This is a genomic window from Streptomyces sp. NPDC030862, from assembly GCF_055571835.1.
Map to the genome: position 1 here is coordinate 40,149 of NZ_JBVIEN010000001.1, position 23,617 is coordinate 63,765.

General features: G+C 69.7%; 26 protein-coding genes. 17 read left to right on the forward strand and 9 right to left on the reverse strand.

Translation table 11 applies throughout. From position 1 onward, the window contains the following. Positions 1 to 1,010: 1,010 nt before the first annotated feature. From ACZ42X_RS00225 to ACZ42X_RS00235, 3 genes are read right to left on the reverse strand one after another with little or no spacing between them, the layout of a single operon-like run. Positions 1,011 to 1,502: a hypothetical protein gene (locus ACZ42X_RS00225; protein ID WP_468282298.1), complete on the reverse strand. Its 492-nt coding sequence runs from the start codon at positions 1,500 to 1,502 to the stop codon at positions 1,011 to 1,013. Between the two features lie 4 nt (positions 1,503 to 1,506). After that, complete coding sequence (locus ACZ42X_RS00230; RefSeq protein WP_468282301.1) at positions 1,507 to 2,169, reverse strand: hypothetical protein; 663 nt, start codon at positions 2,167 to 2,169, stop codon at positions 1,507 to 1,509. Positions 2,170 to 2,204: 35 nt separating this feature from the next. After that, on the reverse strand, positions 2,205 to 2,387 hold the full coding sequence (locus ACZ42X_RS00235; protein ID WP_468282304.1) for a hypothetical protein: 183 nt from the start codon (positions 2,385 to 2,387) through the stop codon (positions 2,205 to 2,207). 252 nt (positions 2,388 to 2,639) lie between these two features. Here ACZ42X_RS00235 and ACZ42X_RS00240 point away from each other — a divergent pair, with 252 nt between their 5' ends. The 10 genes from ACZ42X_RS00240 (at position 2,640) to ACZ42X_RS00285 (ending at position 11,542) form a co-directional block, all read left to right on the forward strand. Beyond that, the gene (locus ACZ42X_RS00240; protein WP_468282307.1) at positions 2,640 to 3,974 is read left to right on the forward strand and encodes a cytochrome P450; all 1,335 of its coding nucleotides are present in this window, start codon (positions 2,640 to 2,642) and stop codon (positions 3,972 to 3,974) included. Further along, positions 3,971 to 5,143: a polyprenyl synthetase family protein gene (locus ACZ42X_RS00245; RefSeq protein ID WP_468282310.1), complete on the forward strand. Its 1,173-nt coding sequence runs from the start codon at positions 3,971 to 3,973 to the stop codon at positions 5,141 to 5,143. Before ACZ42X_RS00240 ends, ACZ42X_RS00245 begins: the two co-directional genes overlap by 4 nt. Before the next feature lie 26 nt (positions 5,144 to 5,169). Next, complete coding sequence (locus ACZ42X_RS00250; protein ID WP_468284063.1) at positions 5,170 to 5,775, forward strand: ABC transporter ATP-binding protein; 606 nt, start codon at positions 5,170 to 5,172, stop codon at positions 5,773 to 5,775. Next, positions 5,772 to 6,638 (forward strand): ABC transporter permease, encoded by an 867-nt coding sequence (locus tag ACZ42X_RS00255; RefSeq protein ID WP_468282313.1) that lies wholly within the window; start codon positions 5,772 to 5,774, stop codon positions 6,636 to 6,638. The genes ACZ42X_RS00250 and ACZ42X_RS00255 overlap by 4 nt, the downstream gene beginning before the upstream one ends. A gap of 290 nt (positions 6,639 to 6,928) precedes the next feature. After that, on the forward strand, positions 6,929 to 7,780 hold the full coding sequence (locus ACZ42X_RS00260; protein WP_468282316.1) for an SDR family NAD(P)-dependent oxidoreductase: 852 nt from the start codon (positions 6,929 to 6,931) through the stop codon (positions 7,778 to 7,780). 383 nt (positions 7,781 to 8,163) lie between these two features. After that, positions 8,164 to 8,460: a hypothetical protein gene (locus ACZ42X_RS00265; RefSeq protein ID WP_468282319.1), complete on the forward strand. Its 297-nt coding sequence runs from the start codon at positions 8,164 to 8,166 to the stop codon at positions 8,458 to 8,460. Positions 8,461 to 8,697: 237 nt separating this feature from the next. Further along, positions 8,698 to 9,171 carry a hypothetical protein gene (locus tag ACZ42X_RS00270; RefSeq protein ID WP_468282322.1) on the forward strand — a complete coding sequence of 158 codons (474 nt, stop codon included), beginning with the start codon at positions 8,698 to 8,700 and terminating at the stop codon, positions 9,169 to 9,171. Between the two features lie 155 nt (positions 9,172 to 9,326). Next, the gene (locus ACZ42X_RS00275) at positions 9,327 to 9,554 is read left to right on the forward strand and encodes a hypothetical protein (RefSeq protein WP_468282325.1); all 228 of its coding nucleotides are present in this window, start codon (positions 9,327 to 9,329) and stop codon (positions 9,552 to 9,554) included. Positions 9,555 to 9,582: 28 nt separating this feature from the next. Further along, positions 9,583 to 9,975 carry a hypothetical protein gene (locus tag ACZ42X_RS00280; RefSeq protein ID WP_468282328.1) on the forward strand — a complete coding sequence of 131 codons (393 nt, stop codon included), beginning with the start codon at positions 9,583 to 9,585 and terminating at the stop codon, positions 9,973 to 9,975. Positions 9,976 to 10,741: 766 nt separating this feature from the next. Beyond that, positions 10,742 to 11,542 (forward strand): PLAT/LH2 domain-containing protein, encoded by an 801-nt coding sequence (locus ACZ42X_RS00285; protein WP_468282331.1) that lies wholly within the window; start codon positions 10,742 to 10,744, stop codon positions 11,540 to 11,542. A gap of 349 nt (positions 11,543 to 11,891) precedes the next feature. Here ACZ42X_RS00285 and ACZ42X_RS00290 read toward each other — a convergent pair whose 3' ends face one another. Both ACZ42X_RS00290 and ACZ42X_RS00295 read right to left on the reverse strand, forming a co-directional pair. Beyond that, entirely contained in the window at positions 11,892 to 12,410 is a 519-nt protein-coding gene (locus ACZ42X_RS00290) for a hypothetical protein (protein WP_468282334.1), read from the reverse strand. Positions 12,411 to 12,981: 571 nt separating this feature from the next. Next, positions 12,982 to 13,797 carry a hypothetical protein gene (locus tag ACZ42X_RS00295; RefSeq protein ID WP_468282337.1) on the reverse strand — a complete coding sequence of 272 codons (816 nt, stop codon included), beginning with the start codon at positions 13,795 to 13,797 and terminating at the stop codon, positions 12,982 to 12,984. Positions 13,798 to 13,971: 174 nt separating this feature from the next. On the opposite strand from ACZ42X_RS00295, the gene ACZ42X_RS00300 reads away from it, so the two are divergent. The 4 genes from ACZ42X_RS00300 to ACZ42X_RS00315 all read left to right on the forward strand — a co-directional run bounded on the left by ACZ42X_RS00300 (position 13,972) and on the right by ACZ42X_RS00315 (position 16,847). Continuing rightward, complete coding sequence (locus ACZ42X_RS00300; RefSeq protein WP_468282340.1) at positions 13,972 to 14,838, forward strand: helix-turn-helix domain-containing protein; 867 nt, start codon at positions 13,972 to 13,974, stop codon at positions 14,836 to 14,838. A gap of 62 nt (positions 14,839 to 14,900) precedes the next feature. Next, positions 14,901 to 15,962 carry a methyltransferase gene (locus tag ACZ42X_RS00305; protein WP_468284065.1) on the forward strand — a complete coding sequence of 354 codons (1,062 nt, stop codon included), beginning with the start codon at positions 14,901 to 14,903 and terminating at the stop codon, positions 15,960 to 15,962. Positions 15,963 to 15,999: 37 nt separating this feature from the next. Next, complete coding sequence (locus tag ACZ42X_RS00310; RefSeq protein ID WP_468282343.1) at positions 16,000 to 16,170, forward strand: hypothetical protein; 171 nt, start codon at positions 16,000 to 16,002, stop codon at positions 16,168 to 16,170. Then, the gene (locus tag ACZ42X_RS00315; protein WP_468282346.1) at positions 16,170 to 16,847 is read left to right on the forward strand and encodes a hypothetical protein; all 678 of its coding nucleotides are present in this window, start codon (positions 16,170 to 16,172) and stop codon (positions 16,845 to 16,847) included. The genes ACZ42X_RS00310 and ACZ42X_RS00315 overlap by 1 nt, the downstream gene beginning before the upstream one ends. Before the next feature lie 55 nt (positions 16,848 to 16,902). Here ACZ42X_RS00315 and ACZ42X_RS00320 read toward each other — a convergent pair whose 3' ends face one another. Further along, complete coding sequence (locus ACZ42X_RS00320) at positions 16,903 to 17,898, reverse strand: helix-turn-helix transcriptional regulator (RefSeq protein WP_468282349.1); 996 nt, start codon at positions 17,896 to 17,898, stop codon at positions 16,903 to 16,905. A 96-nt stretch (positions 17,899 to 17,994) separates the two neighbouring features. Here ACZ42X_RS00320 and ACZ42X_RS00325 point away from each other — a divergent pair, with 96 nt between their 5' ends. From ACZ42X_RS00325 to ACZ42X_RS00335, 3 genes are all read left to right on the forward strand, one after another. Beyond that, positions 17,995 to 18,732: an NIPSNAP family protein gene (locus ACZ42X_RS00325; RefSeq protein ID WP_468282352.1), complete on the forward strand. Its 738-nt coding sequence runs from the start codon at positions 17,995 to 17,997 to the stop codon at positions 18,730 to 18,732. Positions 18,733 to 18,920: 188 nt separating this feature from the next. After that, positions 18,921 to 20,186: a PP2C family protein-serine/threonine phosphatase gene (locus tag ACZ42X_RS00330; protein ID WP_468282355.1), complete on the forward strand. Its 1,266-nt coding sequence runs from the start codon at positions 18,921 to 18,923 to the stop codon at positions 20,184 to 20,186. Between the two features lie 177 nt (positions 20,187 to 20,363). After that, on the forward strand, positions 20,364 to 20,642 hold the full coding sequence (locus ACZ42X_RS00335) for a hypothetical protein (protein WP_468282358.1): 279 nt from the start codon (positions 20,364 to 20,366) through the stop codon (positions 20,640 to 20,642). Positions 20,643 to 20,699: 57 nt separating this feature from the next. Here the strand turns inward: ACZ42X_RS00335 and ACZ42X_RS00340 are convergent, their stop codons facing one another. From ACZ42X_RS00340 to ACZ42X_RS00350, 3 genes are read right to left on the reverse strand one after another with little or no spacing between them, the layout of a single operon-like run. Continuing rightward, positions 20,700 to 21,881, reverse strand: coding sequence for an amidohydrolase family protein (locus tag ACZ42X_RS00340; protein ID WP_468282361.1), 1,182 nt, complete (start codon positions 21,879 to 21,881; stop codon positions 20,700 to 20,702). A 13-nt stretch (positions 21,882 to 21,894) separates the two neighbouring features. After that, positions 21,895 to 23,031, reverse strand: coding sequence for an MAB_1171c family putative transporter (locus ACZ42X_RS00345; protein WP_468282363.1), 1,137 nt, complete (start codon positions 23,029 to 23,031; stop codon positions 21,895 to 21,897). Then, positions 23,028 to 23,543, reverse strand: coding sequence for a hypothetical protein (locus tag ACZ42X_RS00350; protein WP_468282366.1), 516 nt, complete (start codon positions 23,541 to 23,543; stop codon positions 23,028 to 23,030). The genes ACZ42X_RS00345 and ACZ42X_RS00350 overlap by 4 nt, the downstream gene beginning before the upstream one ends. Between the last annotated feature and the right edge of the window lie 74 nt (positions 23,544 to 23,617).

A 23,617-nucleotide genomic window follows, 5' to 3' on the forward strand; every position in this document is an offset into this window, starting at 1 on the left:
CAATGGGACAGGACACTGTCTGGCCGGGGGCCGGCATCGGGCGACTCCGTAGGTGCGGGTGGACGGCGGCTGGGTCACGCACCCGTCCTTCGCATACCTATCCATCCCTCCCCGTACACGAATCCCCCCGATCGAGCTGACATACCGACGTCGCACGGGCCCGTACGCCCCGCCTGCGAAGCCCCGGGCGCCGAACCTGCCCGGGGCGGGGCCCGCGGCGCCTGCAGATCAAGCCCCAGCGCAGGACAGCGTGCACGCTCACCACCGCCACTACCAGGCTCACCTACGCCGCCACCAGTCGACAGCCACAGCCCAAACTGATCAACCCAGATCAGAACACCCGCCTTTGGTCGGACATACCACTCCGCTCCAGCAGCAGCCGTCCGCGATCGGGGTGCGGTGGTCGTGACGATGAGCGGGACCGGTAGGAGGGTGCTGCCCAGAAGCTGCCCCCTCGGCAACGCAGGTCGGAAAGCACGGCATTCCCGAGCCGTCTGGCTTCGTTCACCTCTACGAACGGCTCGGGAATGTCGACGAGAGACGACGGCACCTGTCCGCTCCCGATGAGGCTGGCCAACTCTCGCGGAGCCAACGAACGGAGGTCGTATCGTCGAACGGCGGAAGCCATCCGGTTGATCCTGGTCCCGCTGAAGGCAGCCTTCGGCCTCGTGCTCAGCGTCATGGCGGCTCTCGGCGTCGCGCTCGTCGGGCTCCTCCAGTGAAGCTGGCCGACCGGCCTGACGGGCGTCGAGGAGGCCGGACTGGTCATGTTGATGGCTGCCAGGCAAGCCGTCCTGGTGGCTGCCGGAGCCGGTGCACCGGGCCCTGCCCGCCATCGGCCTTCGCGGAAGAGGGCCTACGTATCCCGGCCGACGGCGACCACCGTGAGGACCCACACAACGACCGGTGGCTGGTACGCGCCTGACGTACCGTCTCCGGCACCGCCCCCAGCCGGTGAGGGCCCCGCGACAACGGGGCACGCTCACCGGCTGCGGTGCGTCGCGTCGGGCTCAGCCGCCCTGGAGACGCAGCCGGAACGCGGGGCAGACGTCCGGGTCGTCCGTCGCGTAGAGATACGTGCGTCCGTCGCCCTCGGCGATCGACAGCGAGTCGAGGGTGTCCCCGTCCAGGAAGCGCTCCGGTGCGGTGAAGGAGAGGGACAGGTGCGCGAACTCGGTGGCCGAGGTGCCACCCTGCACCACGGACCAGGTACCGGACCCGTCGAAGGACTCGCCGAGTTCGTCCCGGTACCAGTCACCGGTCGGCCAGTCGTGCACGGCGACCGTGCCGCTGCCCGGCTCGCTCTGCGACGCCTTCAAGGTGAGCGTCACGCCCTTCGCGTCGCCCTCGCCCCGGTAGGTGCCGGCGAGTTCCCCGGAGGTCGCGCCGGCCGCCTGCTTGCCCATGCAGCCCTCGACAGCGGTGGACGCCGACGAACAGCCCGGCAGGCAGGTCAGCAGAGCCAGCACGGCGGCGGCCACCGGCAGACGTGCTCGGGACATCGACTCACTTCTCCTTCACCGGAATGCGCTCGGTCCAGACGATCTTCTGGTCCACGGACGAGAAGACGCCCTCCTCGCGGTTGAACTTCTCCAGCCAGTCGTAGTAGCCGATGTAGCGCAAGAACGACGTGTGGTTCAGGTGGTACGAGCCGGTGCACGCCTCGCCCAGATGGTCCTCGTCGCGGGCGACGATCGCCGGCAGGTCCGTGGTGATGAGCTTCTTGAACGCCCCCACCTTGCCGCTCTCCGAGATCGAGTACGCCACGCTGTCTTGCGGCTGGCCGGTGGACCGCTGCTCCTCCAGCGTGTCCAGCCGCAGCTGCTCCATGCTCTCGCTGGACCGGATCAGCTCGGTCGCCTCATCGCCGTGCCCACTGCCGGTGGGCGAGCCGGACCGCCCGCGCCGACTCCAGGCCCTCCAGCGCTCCCGTCCGCCGGAGGGCGGCGGCTGGAGGCCGGGAGGGTCCGAGCGCAACTGCGGCCGGACCAGCGGGTCGGCGGTGCTGCCTGGGGGCGCGGTGGTGTAGTGGCCCTCCCAGTCTGGGAGGACCTTGTGCCGCTCGATCTCGTCCGGGGGCAGCGGAAGCTTCGTCCCGTCCGGCTCCGCAAACCGGCTCGTCCCCTGTGGCCTTGCCGTCGCCGCCTGCGGCTTTGCCCCCTCGCTCATGTGTGATCCCCCCTTCGGTGTCACCCCTCAGAAAATCATGGCGAGGGGCAGATGATCACATCAGGATGAAGGCTCGGCAGCGCCGGTTGAGGAATGTCGTGCGGCAGCTTCCAGCGCGGTTGCGGCCGGAACGAGGCCACCGCCTTCCGCACCGTCCGCCACGTCACACCGTCCTTGCGTTTGAGCCCGCGCGTCGAACATGCCGTCGCGATGGTCACGCCGTCGCCGCATGCAGCCCGGCCACGGCTCCGTAGGCCCATCCGGCACGGTTACCAGACGGATGTCTTGCCTGCTCCGGAATGCAACTACTTCATTCCGTCACGTGACATTTCATGCTTTTCGTCGTTCGCAGGAGAGATGCCGTGCGAGCGGAAGGACGTGTGGTGAGCACAAGTACGAAGAGGGGCTCCGATGTGCCGATGGCGCCCGGACGCGGCCGGCTCCTCGGGCACTCCCGCTCCCTGCGGTTCATGACGGACCTGGGAGCAATCGCAGCTCGGCTCAGTAGTGCGGGGCCGGTCGTCAAGACCAAGGCCGGGCCGTTCGGCTTCTTCCTGATCAACGACGCGTCACTGATCCGGCAGGCCGCTCGCGACGAGGACACCTTCATGTTCTGGGGTGTGGACCCCAGCCTGCGGGAGGTCGTGAGAGACGGACTGAGCAGCACCGAGGGAATGGTCCACCGCGACAGGTGTGCCATGGTGAGACCGGCGCTCGCCACACCTCGGCTGGCGGGCCTTGGCCCGTCCGTGCAATGCGTGACCCACCGTCTGCTCTCCACGCTTCCCGTAGACCGTCCTGTCGACATGGGCTACGAGATGACGCGTCTCGCCTTCGGCCTCGCCATCGGCTGCGTTATGAGCAGTGACATCTCACCGGCAGCCTTGTCCGCGCTGGCGGCCGCGCACCCTACGCTGTCGTCGGGATCGGCCTGGCGGTTCGTGCTGTCACCGTGGCCCTGGGTGCCCATGCCGAGGCAGCGCTCCTTTCGCCGTGCCGTACTGGCGTTGGATGAGGCCGCCCAAGAGGTGGTTACGCGTCATCGACCGGCCGAAGACGGGGGTGACCTCGTATCCCTGCTGAAGCAGCCACGGCGCGGGCCCTCGGACCTGGGGACGCACGACGCCAGCACGCTGTTGTTCGCGGGAGGGGGAGCGTCCTCCCCCACACTCGCGTGGGCCTGCTACGAACTGGGCCGCCATCCGCACCATCAGCGGGCCCTGCAGGAGGAGGCCGACGCGGTACTCGGCTCGGACGGGCTCACGACCGGTGTCGGTGCGGAGCCGCTGCCCCGGGCTGCGGCTTTCGTCAAGGAAGTCATGCGGCTGTACGGTCCACCGGTCCTCGTGCGCCGGACGCGCCGCGAGACGTGGTTGGGGGGATTCCGGCTACCCGCGGGTGCCACGGTGCTCCTCCACCTGGGGGCACTGCGTCGCGACCCCGCCCACTTCCCGCGGCCCGATGTCTTCGATCCCCTGCGCTGGGTGCCCGGGGCTCAGCCCCCGGTATCTTCCGCCGACTTCCTGCCCTATGGGGTCGGACCGCGTTACTGCCTGGGCGCCGCGGTGGCCGACGTCATGGTCCCTGTTGCACTGGCCACCCTGGTCTCCTCGCGGACACTGCGCTTGGCCCGCCCCGGCCGGACGGTGCACGCCGGTTTCGGGCTCGGCGCCATGCCGCGCGGTTTGACCATGACGGCCGCACGTCGCGAGCCACACCGCAGCGTTCCCCCTGCGGCGCCGGACCTGCACCCCCGCGTGGGTGCTCCTTCCGCCGCACCTCACCGAGAGCAGACGACTCCATGACCGGCGCTCTCTTGCAGCCCGGCGAGACACCGACGAACCTGCCGGTGGGTGCGGACTGCGTCCGGCAGCGCATCGACCGCACGACCAAGCGCGTCAATCACCACATCGACGCTCTGTGCCCCGGCGCGGCGGCAGACGCGTGTGCCGTGTGGCTGCCGCCAGGTCAGGCGACCGAGTTCCCCGGCGCGAGCGCGCCGGTTGTGGCCCGAAGGCTGCACCGCGCGCTGACCGCGCCGGTCCGCCATCTGGCCGATGCCGGAGGCCAGCGGTGGCGCCCGGTGCTGGTCTGGGAGGCCATCGACCTGCTGGGCGGTGACAGCGAACACTGCGGGCCGTTGATCGCGGCCATGGAGTTGCTGCACACCGGATCCCTCATCGTCGACGATGTCCAAGACGCCTCACCGCTGCGCCGCGGACGACCGGCGGTGCACACCGTGTTCGGAGTGCCGACGGCGGTGAACGCAGGTACGGCCGCCTACTTCCTCTGGGACCGGGCCGTCCAGCTGACCTTCCCCGATGACGCCGCCCGTTCCGGGCATGTGCGGGCTCTGGTCCTGGCCGCCCTGCGGGCAGCGCACGCAGGACAGGCGCTGGACCTGGAGGGTCACCGCGAGGAGATGGACCAGGCTGTGGCCGGCGGCGACCGGCACACCGCTCTGGACCTGGTCCGCCTGACCCATCGGCTGAAGTCCGGAGCTCCGGTCGCAGCGGCTTTGGAGACGGCCGGAGTCGTCACCGGGGCCGAGCAGGAACTGCGCAGAGCACTCGGGGCTTTCGGCTCAGCGGTGGGCACGGCCTACCAGATCGCTGACGATGTCGCCGACCTGCGAGGTGTCATGCGGGCCGGAGTGGCGACGAAACAGGCCGCCGAGGACCTACGCAGCGGCAAAGTCACCATGCCGTTGGCACACGCCGTGGGCCGTCTGCCCCAAGACCGCCTGAACCGACTCTGGCAGCAGATGCGGGAGGGCTCGGGCAGCGCCACGGCAGTGGTCGAGACCCGCCGGGAACTGACCGCGTGCGGAGCAGTGCAAGCATGCGTGGACGAAGCCGACCAGCTGGTGAGCAACGCCTGGACCCAGTTGGAACCCCTGCTGCCACCCACAGATCACAGTCGCTGGCTGTACGAGCTGGCACTGTTGATCGTCCGGCGCGTCCAGGTCGCCTGAGGAGGAGAAACTTGACCTCGGCCCTCCTGGACGTCAGAGACCTCCACCACAGCTACGGCACACGCCGAGTGCTGTCTGGCATCGACTTGTCCCTGCGGCCGGGCACGCTGGCCGGCATCGTGGGGGAGAACGGCGCCGGCAAATCGACGCTCCTGAAAATCCTCGCCGAAGAGCTACGGCCGCAGCGCGGACAGGTCCACTTCGGTGGCCGGTTCGGCTACTGCCCGCAGCACCTCGTCCTGAACAACGCCCTCACCGTCCGCCAGCACGTGGAGTACTTCCGGGCTGCGTACGGCCTGGGCACCACCGACCACGCCGAGAAGATCATGGACATCCTCAGACTGTCCGACTACCGCGGCGAACGGGTCGGTGTGCTCAGCGGCGGCACGAAGCAGAAACTCAACCTGACGCTGGCCCTGATGCACGACCCCTGTCTGCTTCTCCTGGACGAGCCCTACCAGGGCTTCGACTGGGACACGTACCAGCGGTTCTGGGACCTGGCCGGCGATCTCCGCCGACGTGGACGGTCCGTGCTGATCGTCTCCCACCTGGCCTACGACGCCGAACGGCTGGACGAACTCTGGCACCTCGACGGCGGAGTGCTGCACCCGAGGACTTCGACCCCGCTATGACCCATACGTCTCTCTACGTCACCGCCACCCGGTTCGCTTTGGTCGAGCACCTGCGCAACCGGCTCGCCGTAACCCTGATCGCCGCTTTCATCCCGACGTGGATCACGCTGGCCTACTCCGTCATGGAGGAACAGCCGATCCCCTTCCGGCTGCAGGAGACCGGTCAGGTTCTGCACCCCCACGGCAACGCGTTCACGTCGATCGTCGGGGCGGTGAACTCCATCACCCTGATCGTCGGGTTCATGATGTTCGCCGCGACCTTCAACAGCGGTGCCTTCGACCGGCGCCTGTCCATGGCCGGTTATCGGCGCACGCACCTACTCCTGGCCAAGCTCACCTCCCTTACCCTCATCTCCGCGACCGTCGCCGTCTACGCCACCGCCGTCACCTACGCCTTCTGGTCCCCTCGCCAGCCCGTCCTCTTCGCCACCGCCCTGTTCTGCGCGTCCTTGACCTACGGCGCTTTCGGGATCGTCTTCGGCTCCCTTCTACGCCGGGAGGTCGATGGCATGTTCGCCATCGTCATGACCAGCGGCATCGACGCAGGCCTGCAGAATCCCGTCACCACCGCGAGCGCCGCGGGCAGCGATCTGGTGTCGTTTCTGCCCTCCTATGGTTCGTTGCAGACCGGCGCCGCGGCCGGTTTCTCGACTGCCTCCGTCCCCGGCTGCCTTGCCGTCCAGCTGGGATGGTTCGCCGGTGCCGCCGCCGTCGGCCTGATCGTCTTTCACCGGTCCACGCGCAGACTGGTACTTCCCTCACGACCGGGGTTCTTCCATCGCCGACTGCCGGGCACCCGTCACACCACCCAGTCGGCAACGGTCACGCCACACGAAGCGGCCGCCGTGCCCGCACCGGACTGACGGGGCGCGATGGGAAGGGCAACTTGCGGAACGAGCCTCTCTCAGCCGCAGCCACGCCGCAGCCTGTGGAAGGCCATGCCGAACATCGTGTGGGTCAGCGGCTGCCGCAACTGGTACGCCGGCCCTGCCGGTATCCCTGAGACCTGGCCCTGGCCCTGGCCGACACCCCCGCATGCTGCGCCACATCAACGATGCCGACTTTCACTTCGCCACACCCTCAACCGGCCACACACCGCCTCGGTTCTCGGACCCTGGCCGAAGGGCTCCACGCAGTGAAAGGGGACCGACCCATGCAGCAGCAGACCGACGCTCCTGTCGTGGCGGTCACCGGAGCCGCCAGCGGCATCGGACAGGCCATCGCCGCCCACCTGCACACCACCGGATACCGACTGGTCCTCAGCGACATCGACCTGCCCCGCCTTCAGCAGACCCGCTCCGCCCTCTCCAGCACCCACGCGGCCATGCGGGCCGACGTGAGCCATCCCGCCGACCTGGCGGCCTGCGTCGAGGAAGCCCTGGAACGGTTCGGCCGCCTCGACGTGTGGATTAACAACGCCGGCCTGATGCCCCGCGGGATTCTCGCCGAACAGGACGGTGAGCAGCTGGCGAGGACCTGGCAGACCAACCTGGGCGGCACCGTCCACGGCTGCCGTGCCGCGCTGCAGCACATGCTGCCCCACCGCCACGGGCAGATCATCAACATCGCCAGTCTGTGCGCAGTCAAACCGCTCGCCGGCCTCGCCCTCTACAGCGCCACCAAGGCCGCCGTTGTCGCCTTCTCCGAAGGCCTGCGCCGGGAGATCCGCGGCAGCGGAGTCCACGTCACTTGTGTCCTGCCGTACATGGTCACCACCAACGCCACCCAGGGCATGCGCCCCCGTGTCGTGCCGCCGCTGCGTCCCGACCAGGTCGCCCAGGCCGTGGCCCAGGCCATCCGGCGGCCGCGTTCCCGCATCTACGTGCCCGGCCCGTTGGGCAGGATCCTGGCCTGCGCAGCCTGGCTTCCTGAGGGCGTACGCGACACCGTGGACGACCTCATCCGCATGGACGAACTCGCTCTGCCATCCGTCCAGAGATCCAGGCAGCGCGTCGGCCGCCGACCCAGTTCGGAGGCACGGCATCCGGACCGGCCGGCCGAGTAGCCCATAGCGGTATGCGCCCGGTCGCCATCGCGTCGAACGCCTCCATGCGCACCGAGCGGTCGCCGCCGGTCCGGCACGAAGCGGCACGGCAGTTCCGGGGAGCGGCGCCGGTACCGGAGCGGCGAAACGGCAGGCGTCCAGCGGGCGGCCGCGGACGGCGACCTCGTCGCCGAAGCGAGGTTGCTGACCGGGGACCTGTGGACGGTCAACACCTTGATAGATCCGGCAGCCCCGGGGCCGGTGATCACCGGCGTCCTGGTCTTCGACCAGACATGGTCCGGTGGCCAGGGCCGCTGACTGGACCATCCGCATGGCGATGGCCAAGCAGGACGAGAGGACCGCGCTCTGGGAGCTGGCGAGGTCTTCCACATCCGACCGCTGCGGTGGACCACCCCAACTTCCCGCGCCAGGCGCTGCGTGGTTTCGTGGACGAGCCGAGTCCGGGGGTGCGCTTCCTCGCTTTGAAGGACCCTGATCTGCCCGTTTCGGAACTGCGGCGGCTTGCGACTTCCGAGGAGCCGTTCCCGCGCGCGGGCGTGGCCAAGCACCCCAACGTCGCTGCCGAGCTGCTGGACGAGCTGCTGGCGGACCCGGAACCCGAGGTCGCCGACGAGGCGGCGGCCAATTCCGTACTTCCACGGAGCCGGATGGACCGCATCCTCGCCGAGGCCGGCCTCTGACAGCCGCCCGGGACGCCTCGGATATGACCTTACGGCGAGGTGCCAGTCGGTTCGGTTGCTGCTCCAGCAGACGCACACGCAGCTGATGCTCTGCTCACGCAACCCGCGGTTTCCGAGAACGATCCGGGTCTCGCAACCTCTGGAACATTGCTGAGAACTGACAGCAGACGGTTGCCCCGGAACTTGGGTTACGTCAAGCCAACGTTGATCGTAGGCTCCCGGCGAAGGGCAGGTGCGGTGGACATCACGGTGCAGTGGATCAAGACGTCTTGGACGAAGCAGTCCCGGGGCGGTGAGGCCGCTGCCCGCAGGAACGCGGCGCCGGTCGGCTTCTCGTTGCCTGAGGTGCCCTCCGAGTTTGCTCACTTCGTCCAGATATCCGAGCGTGACAGCTTCGAGCCACGTTCGAGGCAGAAGCACCTTCTCGAGGTCGATGTCAGCCTGCGGGACGAAGGCGATCGGCTCCGAGTATTCGCTCGTGTGGAGCCACTCTTCGGGTTGCCACCTCGGCCGCGCAGGCCACCGGCAGTTCGACTGCTTCCCGGGCAGTGGGTCCGCTGGCAGTTGAACTACCGGTTCTCCAGCGCCCTGGGAATCCGCGGTTGGTCGTACTGGCTCGACACGTTCAACATCGCTTACGGACCCGTCGACCGGGATGTCTTCCTGTCGGAGCCGACCGTGATCGTCGATGAATGCGGTCCGGTTCGCTAGAGCATGCGGATCGCGCTCAGACGCCGGTTCGTTCCGCTTGGGCCCGGGTGGTGCGAGGCGGTAGACACCCCACGGTGCCAAGCGGTCAAGCCGGGGTCGTGAGAGGCCGGTGTAGCCTGCTGGCTGTTCGAATTCAGGCAGGGGGTGGGGATGTGATGGACGTGGCGCGGGTCATGGAGTCGTTGGCAGAACAGGGTGTGACGGTGTTGTTCAAGGTCGACGCCGAGCGCATGCGCGATGCGACGAAGCCTTGGACCTTCGTCGCGAGCGGGGCTCCGCTTCGGGATGATCTCCTGGTTCGCACGGACGCCATCTCTCTGGAGGCGTGCCTGGAGGTCTGCCTTCCGCGGCTGCATGAGCTTGGTTTGGTGATTCCCGATTGACGGCGCGGTCCAGGGCGGGCAACGAACCGTGATCGAGCTTCCCGAAGGGTCATGGTGGGACTGGGGCATTGTCGCCTGGGACCCCGGGCGGTTGCGTCTGGGCGCCGGGCACGACATCTCGTATGCCCACGGCCTGGAGCTGGTGTTCAGCGACCCCGTCTTTGTCACGTGCCCGGCTGCCTTCCAGGATCCTGTGTTTCGTGCGCCGACGCCTGACGAGGTCCGGCTCATTGCCCGGCAGGTCGGCGAGGCACCTCCCGTACTTGTTGCCTTCGAGGCCGATGCGGGCGGGCCGCGTCTCGCTTCCGGCCTGGTCGCGGCCGGGCAGCTCGACATCGTCCAGGGAACCGTCTTCCGGTACTGGCGCGAGAACCTCGCAGTCGGGGAACGTCTGGCTCCATGGGTGAAACCTCCGGTTTGATCGGTCCTTGGCCTATGCAGCCGCCGCACCAAGGGCTTCGCCCGACGGTGGGAAAGCGGCGAGTTCGTCGAAACAGCCGGCGGTTCTTGAGGCAGCGGTCGAGCTGGCCGAGCAGCTGGTTGAAGAACGGCTTGTACAGATCCCAGGCGCTCTCAAAACTCCGCGACATCACTCTCCCGTGGAGGGGTGCTCTCCACGCTGAGCTACAGGCGCTCCGTAACTCGCAAACAAAGCCAGGCGGCTTCTCGCAGCTATGCACCGCTTCCCCAAGAGCACTCCATGAGGCAGTCCGCCTGCAGCGGAACACACGCTGGCTGGCGCAGCCCGCTCGCGGCTGCACCGAACAAGCAGGACAGCGACTTCGCCGAGCAGCGGGCAGTGGGACCGGCGAGAACCCGCCAGAGCAGATGGCTGCTCTGGACGTCCGAGGTGGACAGGCCGACCCCACAAGCGGCGCGGCGGCCGCGGCGCGGTGACCGGGCTGTCGGGCTGTCGGGCTGTCGGGCTGTCGGGCTGTCGGGCTGTCGGGCTGTCGGGCTGTCGGGCTAAAGCATGGGCGCAGGTGAGGGCCTGCTTGCTCTCCCACGCCCGCTGGGCCTCGGCGGCGAGGACCCAGGTGGCGCGCGCCGGTGGGCCCCGAAGAGGCGGCGGGCGGACGGGCCGGCGACGGGCGGGTCCGAAGGATGATCATGTGGATCATGCCGGTGTGACCGTCGGTTACCCTCCCCTGAGTCTTGACGTGATCCAGCGAAGCGGGGGTTCGGCGATGGGGTTTCGGCAGGGTACGGGCCAGGAGCAGGGGCCGCGAGGGAGCGACCCGGAGGCCACCGAGGTCATCGCCCGCTTCACGCATCCCCCGGCAACCCAGGTGTCCGCCGCCCTGCCCGACGAGGTGACGTCGACCAGGCCCCTGCCCCGGATCGACGGCCCGCACCCGGCCGTCTCCAGCCACGCCCAGCCTCGTCGGACTCCCGCCCGCGCGGCGGCGGCCGGTGCCGTGCTGCTGGCTTGTGCGGGCGTCGGTCTGGCGGTCGGCGGACTCCTCTCCGACCGGGATGGAGCCGAGTCGGCAACGGCGGCAGACGAGGAGAACGTGAGAGCCGCACCGAGTGGAGCGCCGGCAGCAGACGGGGTCGGCACGCAAGGTGGCAGCTACCACGTCACCATCCGAACCTCCGACGCGGACGGCGCGGGTACGGACTGCGACGTGCAGGGCCGCTTGACGGACGCGGAGGGCCGCACCTCGCCGTGGACGGTGCTCGACACCCCTGACCACAACGACTTCGAGGCGGGCGGCACGGACACGTACACCATCGCGGTACCGACGGACTTCGGCCGACCGGTGAAGTTCCAGTTGTGGAAGGCGAAGGGTGACGACTGGGCGCCGTACGCCCGTGTCCGCATCACCGGCCCGGACGGCTTCGAGGGCCTCTGGGGCGGTGAGGCGGAGACGAAGCGCTACTGGCTCACCGACGACACTGGTACGCAGGTGGAGGACGACGAACAGGAAAGCGTCTCGTACGGGCCGTACAGTCCCGAGTGGGCAGTGGCTGTCGCCGACGACTGACGATCGCCCGCCCCGACCAACACGTTGTGCCATGGCCGCCCTCCAAGTGTCAGGCGGTGCCCGACACGCATCCGGACCGCGCACGTCACGCCGCCGAAGGAGCCCGTCGACCAGGTCCTCGCCGAAGCGGAGGATCGCGGACACCCGCCACCACGCGCGCAGCTGCTCCAGCGGGCGCGGGTCTACGCGGACGTACGCCGCCACGCGGACCCGGCGGACCAGCCGCTCCGCCCGGAAGATGTGCCTCCCCTCCCGTCGGCTACCGCCTGAGAAGGACACTTCATGCGGCTAGGACGTCAAGGAGCCCCCTGTCGGCGGGAGAGACGAGCACGTTCCTGGGAGCGCGCGCTTAGAGGTCCAGCGCCCCAGTGATCAACGCGCCGTACGACGTGGTGACCCACTCGGCGACGTCCTGGACCTCAGGGCTGGAAGAAGCACGTGCTGCCACGACCACGCGGGCGACCAACGGCCATGCCTCCACATGCACAAGCAGTTCCGCCCAACGGGAGTAGTAGTCATCGTCCTCGTCGCTGAGCCGGTCAAGATCAGCTATGAGCAGTGCCTCGAGGCCGGGAGTGCAGTCCTCGCGCGGGATGTTCCCGATGGCTTCGCGCGCTTGACGCGCCCAGCTAGGGGACATTGCAAGGTCAACAAGCTGCGGGAGCAGCGCGGGGTCGCCGTCCAGCTCGCGCAGGTATGCGAGTGCCGCCGCTCGCTGCCAGTTGTCGGCCAGCAGAGCAGTTGCGAGTATCGCGGTGCTGTTTCGGGCGTGCTGGAAAAACTGTGACTGGCAGCGAACCAGCTCATTGTGCGCCTCGACGGAAGCCCGCCAGAGCTCCGCGTCCAAAAGAGGTTCTCGTGAAGTCACCTGATCATCATGAGCCCCGCCTGGCAAACATCCAATCGAAATTGACGTCACCGCAGCGGCCGCGGGTCCCATCCTGCTGTGGGACTCGTGTCGGCGACGATCGCGCCCTCCCTCACAAGTCCCAGCCGGGACGTCCGGCCGGGCATGCCCACCACCCCAGCGCGACCCGGCGGTGGTGGGCAAGCCGCCGTCCGGGGAGGGCTTGGGCAGTGGCCTGTTCCGTCTGGCGGCGCGCGAGGCATTCGGCTTCGGCCCGAGCCCCTCGCCGCGTCCGCGCATGGCTCGCACCGGCCGTCGCTCTCGCTGCCCCAGGACCGGTGCCCTGGCACCTGCACCTGCACCCAGCGGTCGTTGGTGAACTTCACCCCGCAGCTGGTGCACACGGGCCGCTGCCCCTTACCCATGACCTTCGCCGGCCCCGGGAGCGACCGGCAGAGCCCAGCCGACTCAGCCCCGCTCGCCTCGGGCGGGGGTTTCGGAACATCCGGGTGCACTTGCCCTGTCCGGCCCGTGCGCCGAAACCGTCACAGCCGCCAAGGCCCAGAGAGCCTGTCTGTTGCGACCCCGGCGGTCAGATCGCGGTGGGTGTGTAGGGCGCTGCTGCGACCTGCGCCATAGTCCGGAGTTTCACGAAGTAGGAGGCGCAGTATTCCTCGTTGATCAGAGGAACGATCTTGTCGAGGTCGGCGATACAGCCCCAAAGGCAGGCGATACCACTGTCGTCGAGTCCGCCCTTCAGCTCCCTCTGTACGAGGCCGGCGACGTCGGCGTCCAGGAGGACCAGGTCCACGCCGTCGAAGTCCACGCCGCGGAAGCCGTCGGGGAACGGGGCGCGCAGGTGGTCCTCCCATAGTCGTGCGAGGCCGCCGTCGGGCTGTGCTCCGCCCGCGTCGGCGGCTGTCGGCTCTGCTGCGGACGCTGGGCGAAGGAGCAGGGAGACGGCATCGAAGACGGCACGCACCATGGCGACCGCCCTCAGCGGGCCGAGGGCGGCACTTGACTCGGCGCCCTGCGTGAGCTTGTCGCGCAGCAGTCGGCTGCGGTCGAGTTCGGCAGCGAGTCCGGCCGTGATGAGCCCTGCGTCGGTGGCCCGCCCGATGAGGAGGTGGAGCGGTTCGTTCGTGCCCAGACGCTCGGCGAGGACATGCTCCAGGGCGAACAGGGAATGCGTGACGGCGACGGTGGCGAACTCGTACCGGTAGTAGGAGTGCCGGATGAGCTCGCGGGAGGTCTCCATCGCGCTCATGACGTACATCGACGCGTCGCCGGGCAGAACCAGGTCGGCAACCAGGGCGTGCATGTCCGCATAGTCGAGAACGAGGTCGCGGGAGCGCGGGTCCCGTACCGGCAGGTGGAGCGGGTCAGGCTGCGGTGGCAGGGTGTTCACCTGTGCAGTCTTGTCGCCCGAAAGCTGTCGGTGCCATCGGATTTACTCAGGGGCGGTTGCAGGGCTATTTGCGCACGTTGCCGCGGGCCCGTCTCGCCTTAAGAACAGGGCCGCGCGTCGGCCCGCGGAACTTTTCTCCAAGACGGGACTCCCCCGGTCCGTCAGGGTGGGCGCATGCACAGCGACGAAGTGGATGCCGAGGCCGCAGCCGAGGCCGTGGCCGTGAACCGTGGTGCCGACGGCGACGATGGAGTCGGCAGTGGCTGGGAAGTAGCACGGCCCGTCGGCGCGCCTGCCGTTGCCGGTGTCCGGATGGCCGGATTCCGCGATCGCCTCGGCCGGGCGCTGGACCTGCGGGTGCTGCCCCAGCCTGTCGCGGTCGTTGTCATCGGTCTGGGGGGCGACGCCTTCACGGTCAACGGTGGCGCCGGGCAGTGCGCCTCGACGAGGCCGAACCCTCACCCCAGCCTGGTCGCGTCGCTGTCTCCCGGTCCCGCACAGATCCGCGGCCGGGACGTCGAGTGCATCGAGATGTGCCTGACGCCCGGCGCGGCTTACGCGCTGCTGGGTGTGGCGCCGCATGAACTTCAGGGGGCGGTCGTCGGCCTGGAGGACCTGTGGGGACGGCAGGAACGGCAGCTCCGCGAACGGCTGGCCGCCGCCACCGCGTGGCAGGAACGTTTCGCGCTGGTCAGCGAGTTCCTCGCCCGCCGGGCCGCCCGGGGCCCGTCCATCGCACCCGAGGTAGCCGGTGCGTGGGACACGATCGTGGCGCACGGGGGCCGGATACGGGTCGATGACCTCGCCGCGTCCTGCGGGTGGAGCCGCAAGCGGCTGTGGTCCCGGTTCCGTGCCCAGATCGGCCTCACCCCCAAGCGCGCCGCCATGCTCGTCCGCTTCGACCGCGCCGCCCGGGCCCTGCGCGCGGGCGAGAGCGCCGCGGACGTCGCTCTGGCACACGGATACGCCGACCAGTCCCACCTTCACCGCGACGTCGTCGCCTTCGCCGGGTGTACGCCCCGTGCTCTGACCGGCGTCTGACCTGCACCCCCGGACATCACAGCCACCGATCCAGACGAGGAAGGAAGTCATCCGTGAGCAGCATGGACACAGCGGCTACCCGAGAGGCCGTGGCCGATCGAGGTCTGATCGTGCAGCTTGCCTTCGGCAGCATGGCCTCGCAGACCGTGCGCGCCGCAGTGCGGCTCGGTGTTTTCGACCTGATCGGCGACGGCCGGCGGCCGGCCGGCGAAGTGGCCGCCGATGCGGGAGCCGAGCACCAGCCCATGACCAGGTTGTTGCGCGCCCTCGCCGGTCTGGGCCTGATGAAGGAACACGAACAGGACGCGTTCTCGGTGACTTCCGCCGGTGCCCTCCTCGCTTCCGGTCGTCCCGACTCGCTCGCCTCGTTCGTCCGCATGTTCACCGACCCGGCGATCGTGCGGGCTTGGGACCGCCTGGACATCAGCGTCCGTACCGGCGAGATCGCGTTCGACGCCGTCTTCGGCACCGACTTCTTCAGCCATCTCGGCCGACATCCCGAACTGTCCGCCGACTTCAACGCGGCGATGAGCCAGGCCTCCGAGGAGACGGCCGCCGTGCTGCCGCACGCCTACGACTTCGGCCGCTTCACCTCGATCACGGACGTCGGCGGCGGCGACGGAAGCGTCCTGGCCGGCGTACTCGCCGCGCATCCGGCGCTCACCGGTGTCCTCCACGACACCGAGGACGGCCTGGCCCAGGCGCCCAAGACGCTGGCCCGGCACGGGGTGGCTGACCGCTGCTCCCTGGCCGCCGGCGACTTCTTCGATTCCGTTCCCGGCGGCTCCGACCTGTACCTGGTCAAGAGCGTCCTGCACGACTGGTCGGACGATCAGGCGGTCACGATCCTCGGCCACTGCCGCGAGGTACTGCCGCCCGGCGGCCGCGTCCTGATCGTGGAGCCGGTGCTTCCGGAGGTCGTCGGTACCGGAGCCGCTGCGCACGCCGCGGACGGCGGGATCACCTACCTCAGCGACCTCAACATGCTGGTGAACCTGGGCGGGAGGGAACGTACCCGCACGGACTTCGAGGAGGTGTGCCACCGTGCGGGACTGTCCGTCGTGTCGGTGACCCCGCTGGTGGAGGCGGCCCCCTACTACCTGATCGAGACCATGGCCGCCTGACGGCGAGCAGGCAACGGCGGCCTCCCGGGGCGGGGTGGTGACGAGTCGGCCACCCTGGGGTGACAACGGCCGAACCGGCGAGGGCCGCAGAGGCCGACGCCGGTTCGGCCGCTGGGTCGATCAGCAGACCGCACAGCACGTGGTGGACTACGCCGTTGCCGGCAACAAGCCCGGCGGCTACCACCTGTCCACCGCCTACTCCGTCTGATGCAGGAGCATCCCTTGCACGACTCAGCCCTCACTCCCGACGACCTGACGTTCGACTTCGGCATCACCGGCTTGGGCGGCTCCTTCCACGGCGACTGGATTCTGGACGCCGAAAGCGAGCAGCAGCACATCGCAACGATGACGGGCCATACCGAGCACGGGATCGTGAGCCAGTTGCTGCTGATCGAGGACGTGCTACGGCTGAGGGATTCGGCACTGACCGACGCCGAGATCGCCACCCTCTGGGAGCTCACGAACAGCAACGCCCTCGATGGCAGTCCGTCGATCAAGGGCCGGGAGCGTCTATGGCTCGATGAGGTCCTGGCGGTGGTCGTGCCTGTCATGAAGCGGTTCGGTGCGCCGAGGTCCTCCTGGACATCGATCGCTCCCTGCCTGCCACATCACGATCACCAGGCTCTTGTCGGTGAGGTCAAGGCCGTACCCGATCTCGTACGTCCGCACCAGCACGCCGGCGTCACGCTGCCCGAGGCACGAGCGGCGGTGAACCGGTGTGCCGACATGGTGTGCCCCGAGCTCGCCTTCCGTTTCGCACTCCATGCGCTCACGGCCTTCCGCTCGCCGATCTCGCCACGAGTGTTCGACCGGCTAGGGAACCTGGGATCCCGGTTCGGCTACGGGGAGTACGTCGTCGGGCGCATCGACTATCTGGTGGATTAGAGGCGCGCGGTACGTTCCGATCAGGTATCACGATCTAGCCGTATCCGACGTCGAGTCATCGCGGTCGCCCGGACATCCCGAGGCCGTAAGCGCGGGCAAGTATCCCTACGGTGGCGGCCATGGCCTGGCGGAGTTCGGCCGGTGCGACGACCTCGACGTCTCCTCCGAGCCTCAACAGCTCGCCGCAGGCGTGCTCGGTGCCCTCGATCGGGATGACCGCCTCGACCCATCCGTCGTCGCCGACGGCGGTCGCGGTGGAGTCGACGGCCCGCACCACCTCCGGGGGGACGTTGTCGGGCAGGCGCCGGCGGCCCCGGGGAGACAGGCGGACGGTGGCTGTGCCGGTGTAGCGGCGGGCCTGGAAGTCGTCGAGGTACGAGGCCCAGTACGCGCCCAGGTCGAAGTCCCGCGGCCGGTCGAACCGCTCGTCGCCCAGCGCCGCCTCGAGGATGTGGGTGACGCGGTAGGTCGCGGCCCCCTTCTCCGTAGCAGCCACGAGGTACCAGGTACCGGACTTGAGCACCAGGCCGTAGGGGTGGAGGCGGCGATCCACCTCCTGCGGGGCGCGCCAGCGGCGGTAACGAACGTGCACCGCGCGCCTGTTGAGCACGGCGTCGACCAACAAGGGGAGGTACGGCGTCTGTTCGGGTTCCCGGTACCAGCCGGGGGCGTCCAGGTGGAACAGCGCCGCGGCCCGTGCCGCCTCCTCGCGCAATCCGGCCGGCAGCGCGGCCAGGAGCTTCAACCGGGCTGCCGACATCTCGGCCGTGAATCCGAGGTCGGCGGCCGGCCCGGGCAGTCCGGCGAAGAACAGTGCCCGCGCCTCGCCCTCGCTCATCCCGGTGAGGCGGGTGCGGTAGCCATCGAGCAGCCGGTAGCCGCCCCCGCGGCCGGGCTCCGCGTAGACCGGCACCCCTGCGGCCTGCAGGCGCGCCACGTCACGGTAGGCGGTGCGCACGGACACGTTGAGCTCGTCGGCGATTCCCTGCGCGGACACACGGCCCCGCGATTGCAGCAACAGCAGCAGCGAAAGCAGTCGACTGGCAGACATGCGCCGCATTCTCCTCGGAAACCCTGACAGCACCTGTCACACGGCCTCCCTACCGTCGACCCGTACCCCCGGCCCCCGCCGAACAGGAGCCTTGCCGTGCCACCCACCGAACTCGTCGGCCCGCCCGCCGTGATCGAGCTTCGCCAGTACACGCTGCGTCCCCACCGGCGCGACGATCTCATCGAGCTGTTCGACCGGGAGCTCCTGGAAACCCAGGAAGACGTGGGGATGAGTGTGCTCGGTCAGTTCCGGGACCTGGACGATCCGAACCGCTTCGTCTGGTTGCGCGGCTTCCGGGACATGGCGGCGCGCCATCGCGCGCTCACGGACTTCTACGGTGGACCCGTCTGGGCCGAGCACGGTCCGCGGGCGAACGACACCATGATCGATTCCGACGATGTCCTCCTCCTGCGCCCGGCGTCGGCCGGGAGCGGCTTCCCCGGCTCGGTTGCCAGGCGGCCCCCGGTCGGCGCTCCCGCGCCGGACCGGTTCGTGTCCGCCACCGTGTGGTCCTTCCCTCCCGGGCGGCAGGACGGCGTCGAGCGGATCCGGGACCGGCTCCTCCCCGTCCTCCAGGAGACGGGGCCCGCGCCGCTCGCCTTCTTGACCACCGAACCGGCGCACAACACCTTCGCCAGGCTGCCGGTCCGCACCGGCGAGAACGTCGCCGCGATCTTCACCTCGTACCCCGATGAGAGTGCGCACCGTCGGCACCTCGCCGCCGTGGAAGCCCATCCTCTCGCCCAGGACGAGGCCCTGCCGGGTATCGAACGGGAACAGACAGCGGCGCCCCGGATACTGCGGCTCAGGCCCACCGGTCGCTCGCTGCTCTGACACCGCTCCGGCGCCTTGCGAGCCCCTCGATACACACCCACTCACCACCTCCTCCCGGCGTCGGCAAGCCCCGCTAGGGGCGAGCGCACCGTCGCCCACGAGAGTGCATGTACGGGTCCGCAGGGCGCGCCCGGCAGCTCCGCACGTGGCGGGCTGCGGGCCTACCAGGCGGTTCCTACACTTGAGGGGTGAACGTCGATGCGACGGGCGCCATCCACGCGGGCACGGCGGAAGTCGACTACCGGGCACTGTTCTCCGTCACTCCGAGTCCATGCCTGGTGCTGACCCGCGATCTGGTGATCGCGGACGTGAACGAGGCGTTCTGCCAGACCACCGGCCACGCGGGCCAGGACCTGGTCGGCAGGTTGTTCTTCGACGCCTTTCCCGGCCGGCCCGGCGACGACACGGCGCAGAGCGTGGCCGCCGCCTTGAGGCGTGCGGTCGAATCCGGCCGACGCCAGACCATGGCCGTGCTGCACTACGAAATCCCCGACCCCGATCGCCCCGGGCACGTCCACGACCGCTGGTGGTCGCCCATCCACACCCCGGTCACGGGACCCGACGGCGAGGTGGCCTGGGTCCTCACCCGCATCGAAGACGTCACCGAGTTCGTACGCGCACGCCACAGCGTCCACCGGGCGCACGACTCCATGAGCCCGCTCGAACAGGAGATGGAAGCGGAGCTCTACGCCCGCGCCAAAGAACTCCAGCGGTTGAACGACGAACTGCGCGAAGCACACGCCAAGGAACGCAAAGTCGCCCTCACCCTCCAGGAGGCGATGCTGCACTCCCCGGACCTGGCCCGTCACAGCAACGTGGCCGTCCGTTACCTGCCCGCCGTCGGCTCCCTGAACATCTGCGGCGACTGGTACGACACCGTCGACCTCCCCGAAGACCGCTTCAGCGTCGCCGTCGGCGACGTCGTCGGCCACGGCCTGGACGCCGCCACCGTCATGGGGATGCTCCGCAGCGCCCTGTCGGCCGCCAGCCGCACCGTCACCTCCCCCGCCCACGCCCTGGAAGTACTGGGCATGTACGCCCGGGCGGTGGAAGGAGCCCTGGCCACCACCGCCGTCAGCGTGCTGATCGACAGCCGCTCCCGCCTGATCGTCTACAGCAGCGCCGGCCATCTGCCGCCCGTGCTCCTCCACATCGACGGCACCCACGAATTCCTCGACCGGGCGACCGACCCGCCCCTGGGCGCCCGGCCCGAGCACGTCCCCCGCCCGCAGGCCAGCACCGCCTACCGCCCCGGCGACACCCTCGTGCTCTACACCGACGGGCTCGTCGAACGCCGCGACGAAGACATCGACGCCAGCCTGGCCCGCCTCACCGACGCCCTCGTCCCCCACCGCGAACTCAGCTCAGCCGACCTCGCCGACACCCTGCTCGATCACCTCGACGTCGCCCACGGCGCCCGCGACGACATCGCCCTCCTCATCGTCCGCCTCTGACTCCCGCCTCCAGGCGGGATCGCCGCACCTCCCCGGTCACGTCGCGACCCCGGCGTAGTCGGCGGTGTACGCCGGGACGGGTGAGGAGCGGGGTCGGGCCGGCGGAGGCTACCGTGTCCTCCCTCACAGGGGGGACGACGGTGTGACCAGAGGCAGGTGGGCGCCGTCTGGAAGGGCATGAACGACCTGACCGATGAAGAGATCGTCCGTGCGGTGCGCGGCATCGTCGCCCTGGAGGCTTCGCGCGACGCGTTGGCCGCCCGGGTGACAGCGCTACGCACCGCCACGGCCGCCGAGGACCTGGCCGAACGCGACCGCTGCGGCAACGCCATGGCCGACGCCGACGCCCGGATCCTGCTGGAGTCCATCGAGGTGCTCGACCGGCTCGGTATGGCGGCCGCGGCCATGGCCTGCTCGCACGTCGCCCAGGAAGAGGGCATCCTGCCGGCTTCCTGACTCCGCGCGGACGGCGAGGCCGCCCACGAGCCACGCGGTCGGTCGGGCCGCCTGTCTTCAGGTGTGCAGGCGGCCATCCGCCATCACCAGCCGGACGCGCCGGAGCGCCTGGAGATCGCGCAGCGGATCCCCTTCCACGACCAGGATGTCGGCACGCAGGCCGGGGAGGATCCGGCCCGTGACCTCGCGCAGCCCGAGAGCGTCCGCCGCCTCGCAGGTGGCCAGGTCGACGATCTCCGCCGGCGTGTATCCCAGGTAGGCGAAGAACTTCAGACTGGACACGAAATCGTCGAAGACAGCCCGGCTCACGCCCGCGTCCGTGCCGGTGAGCAGTCGCACCCCGCGCTCGCGCATCCGGCGGATCCCGCCGAACATCTCCTCCGCGCGCTCGGCACCGAAACGCTCGGCGAAGCCGCGCCAGTCGGGGCTCGCCGCCGGACAGACGCGGATGCCCCGGGCGGCGATCTCGTCGACGACGTCATCGAGGAGCCGGAACCCGTCCCGATCGATCCACGTGCAGTGCTCGATCGTGCTCACCCCGGCCGCCACCGCCGCGACGATGCCCTCGGTGCCGTGCGCGTGCGCTGCCACCGGCAGCCCGGCGCGCGCCGCCTCCTCCACGACGACCCGCAGCTCTGCGGCCGTGAACTGGGGTGCCCAGATCGGCGGACCACCCCGGGTGATCCCGCCGCCGGTGGCCATCACCTTGACCAGGTCGACGCCCCGCTCCACGTTACGGCGGACCAGTTCCCGAATGGCGTCCTCGCCGGAGACCTCCCCACCCATGAACCAGCAGTGTCCGCCCGGTCCCGTCAGCGGGGTGCCGGCCGCCAGGACGCGGGGACCGGGCAGCCGGCCGGCCGCGACGGCGTCACGGAACGCGGTCACCAGTCCGTTGCGGTCCCCCAGGTCACGCACGGTGGTGACGCCCGCGTCCAGCAGGCCGAGCGCCCGCTGTGCGATGCCTTTGGCCACGCTCGCGTCGTCCGCCTCGCACAGCGCGGTGACCGGGTCGGGCCCCGCGTCCAGGGCGAGGTGGACATGCGCGTCCACGAGCCCCGGCAGCAGCGTGCCGTCCGGGTGATGGTGGCGGGCGACGCCCGCGGGGGCGCGGTTCTCCACCTCGCTGCGCGGCCCGACGTCCGTGATGACGCCGCCACGGACCAGCACCGCGCCGTCCGCCAGCAGGCGGCCGTGCGGCCCGGTCACCACGCGCCCGGCCGAGATCAGGGTGTCCATCGATACTCCTCGTTCAAGAATGCGCGGCCAAGGCTCGGGAGAGCCGGGTCAACTGCCGTACGTCGTCTTCCAGTCCGCCGCCCCCCTCGGGCAGGGCGACCGGGACCGCCTGCGACGGCGCGTCCTCACCCGAGGCGTACGCCCGCAGCGCAGTCCTCAGATGGCGCGCCGCGACCTCGGGCGAAAGGGGCGCTTCGGCGTCGGCCGTGGCCGCCTCCAGCGCCAGGTAGGGACTGATCCGTACGAGACCGTCACGGCACTCGATGACACGCCGGTAGTAGCGCCGGTGGACGCTCCGCGGACTCGGCAAGCCCCAGCGGCGACCGACCCGCGGGCGTTCGAGCGCGTCCTGCGGGAACGCGGTGTGCAGCGCCGTCCACAGGGGGGCCAGCTCGCGGTAGACGCGCCCGTGGTGCCACCACAAGCGGATACTGGCCCAGCGCGTCACGAGCCCGGGATACACCACGCCGGCCACGAACAGCGGGATCGCCAGGTCCAGCAGGAGCTTCGCCCCCATGATCACCGGTTGGGGAACGGCCCCGCCGAGCAGCCGTACGAGCGTGAGGCACTCCCGTACCGCCGAGGCCAGCACTATGCCGGTCAGGGCGGCCGCCACCATCCACAACCCGGTCACCAGCGGTCGGCTCGCCAGCCTGGCGTACCGCACCGTCCAGAACAGCGCCATGGCCAGGGCGTACGTGAGATAGGCGCCTGCCGAGATGTAGAAGACGGCGACTCCGGGCACCCGCATGTCCGCCGTGGCGTACGTATGGCTCCGTTCGACGTGCGGCGTCATGGCCATGGCCACGCAGACGGTCACCGCGGTCAACGCGAACGGCACCGCTTCCCCTCGCACCCGCGCCCGAGCGGCCGCCGGGTCCGACGCCGAATGGATGAAGAAGCACCCCAGGAAGTACACGGTGCCGAGCAGACAGAGGTTCTGCAACAACTTGGCGATGCCGTCCCCGGTGAAGCCGTCGACGAGCCGGACACCGGCGGGGAGACCGAACGGGAAGGAGAGTCCCGCGCACAGCAGGCAGAGGAACACCGCGCGCAGCAGACGGTCGGACGGATCACGCAGCACCTGCCGCCCCGTCCACAGCAGCGAGCCGTACAGGACGACGGCGAGCACCAGGGACAGCACGGTCACAACCACCCCTGGCGGTCCGCCAGCGCCGTGTGCACCCGGCGGGCCGACACGTCACCGGGCGCGCGGGGCGTGACCCGGTCGAGTACGGAGGCCCACTCGAGGATGATGGTGGCGACGAGTTCGGCCTCCCGCTCCCGGTCCTCGGTGTAGGAGGTACGTCTCAGCGCACGGTTGATCACCTCGGCCGAGAGGTCCGGCAACAGCTCCTGCCAGACGGCGTCGTCCGCCTCGTCCCCTCGGTGGTCCGCCAGGATGTGCCCGACCTCGTGCAGGATGATGTGGTCCTGGTGCGCCTTGCTGGTTTCCCTCTGGTGGAAGATGTAGTCCGCGTGGGGGCCCGCGATCCACAGCCCGTACGGGCCGGGGACAGGCAGGGGGTACGGGACCAGCCGGATCGGCCGCCCCCGGTGCTCACCGAGGAGCCGGCACAGCTCGGCGACCCGGAGGGGCGGGGTGATGCCCAGTTCTCTGAGGATGTTCCGGCATCGCCTGCGTAACGTGCGTTCGTTCACGAGCTGACTCCGCTGGTGGATATCCCCGTTCCGGGATGCCATTCAACGGTGCCCGACCGTCATGATCCAGGACG